Raw genomic sequence first — 1414 nt, 5'->3', positions numbered from 1 at the left:
ATCAGCGCGGACGGCACGACCGAGCTGGGCGACACGCTCGGTGGCGAGGACCACGAGTATGAGATCGCCGAGACCCGGGTGGCGCTGGGTCCGGCCCTGGCGACGCTGGACGAGCGGGAGCAGAAGATCCTGACGCTGCGTTTCTACGGCAACCTGACCCAGTCGCAGATCGCCGAGCAGATCGGGATCTCGCAGATGCACGTCTCCCGGTTGCTGACCAAGGCCCTCACCAAGCTGCGCGGCCAGCTGACGGCCGACTCGATCTGACAAGCCCTCCCCAAAGACGGCGTCGGCCTCGGCCGACGCCGTCTTTGCTTTCCTTCTTGGCCCGGTGGCGTCAGCACTGCTCGACGTCTACCTCGGCTCAGCCGCGTGCAGGGGCGGTCGACGCTCCGGGGGTAAGCCGTCCGGTTTGCCGCCCGGACTGGACGGGCCATATTTTTCTCGATCCGCCGGGGCAAGATGGACAGCATGACCGCGCTGCCCGCCTCGGCGCCGCACCCTGGCGCTGTCGAGTTGCATCGGTGGACGCTGAGCGACTTCCGGGGATTGCGGCTTTTGCGGGCGGCGCTGCGCTCGGCGCTGGCCGAGGCCACGACGGGCGAGCGAACGGCGGCTGAGCTCGGCGATCTGACCGATCGCATGGCAGTGGTCGCGACTGAACTGGCGACCAACGCCCTGCGCCACGGGCTGCCGCCGACCGTGGTTTGTCTGCTGCAGGACGAGGACCGGCTGGTCATCGACGTGGCGGACCACGACCTGGAGGCGGAGCCCTACTTCGACCGGGATCGGCCACCGGGCATGGGTGGGCTCGGTCTGGTTCTGGCACGCAGTTTCGCGATCGACGTCGGCTGGTACAAGAACGCCGACACCAAGCACGTCTGGGCGAGCTTCCTGCGTAAGGCGTAGGTTCCCGCACAGCAGTGACCGTCCGTAGTGGCATCGTCGCATAAATACCATTCCGGCTCACCAATCGCCGTTCGGCTCGCTCGTTCACTCGGGTCCCAGAAGGGGGAGGGGCCGATTTGGCGCTGTGCGGACGACCGGGTAAAGTTCTCCGAGCCGGCAGGGAAACGGGCGAGCCGCGGAGGGATCCGCAGCGGCCGTCCTGCCAAACCCCAAGATTCGGTACGGACGCCTCGGCGTGTACTGTGCTGCGGGGACTCGAACGGATTTCCAATCCAGTCGAATTCGCGGAAAACGCGGATTTGACGGGGCGGAAAACGAGAGAGTAAAGTTGAACGAGTGCCCCGGAGGGCGGGCCGCGAAAGCGGTTCGGTTTGATGGTGTGCGGTTGTTCTTTGAGAACTCAACAGGGTGCTTGATAAGCCAGTGCCATTTATGGCAATACCCCGGCCCGTCGTTTAGGCGATGGGTTGAGGATTCCTTTGGCAATCTTTGATTGCCGGGACGC

The 1414-nt window shown here is 65.3% G+C and carries 2 protein-coding genes; both read left to right on the top strand.

Annotated elements, in window-relative coordinates:
- Positions 1–267: sigma-70 family RNA polymerase sigma factor (locus I4J89_RS49050; protein ID WP_196421094.1), on the top strand; the 267-nt coding region annotated here is incomplete at its 5' end.
- A 204-nt stretch (positions 268–471) separates the two neighbouring features.
- Entirely contained in the window at positions 472–909 is a 438-nt protein-coding gene (locus tag I4J89_RS49045; RefSeq protein ID WP_196421093.1) for an ATP-binding protein, read from the top strand.
- The last annotated feature ends 505 nt before the right edge of the window (positions 910–1414 follow it).

The organism is Actinoplanes aureus (genome assembly GCF_015704865.1).
In the GTDB taxonomy this organism is placed as follows: domain Bacteria; phylum Actinomycetota; class Actinomycetes; order Mycobacteriales; family Micromonosporaceae; genus Actinoplanes; species Actinoplanes aureus.
Note: the sequence above shows the minus strand (reverse complement) of the source record. Positions and strands in the feature narration are given on the sequence as shown.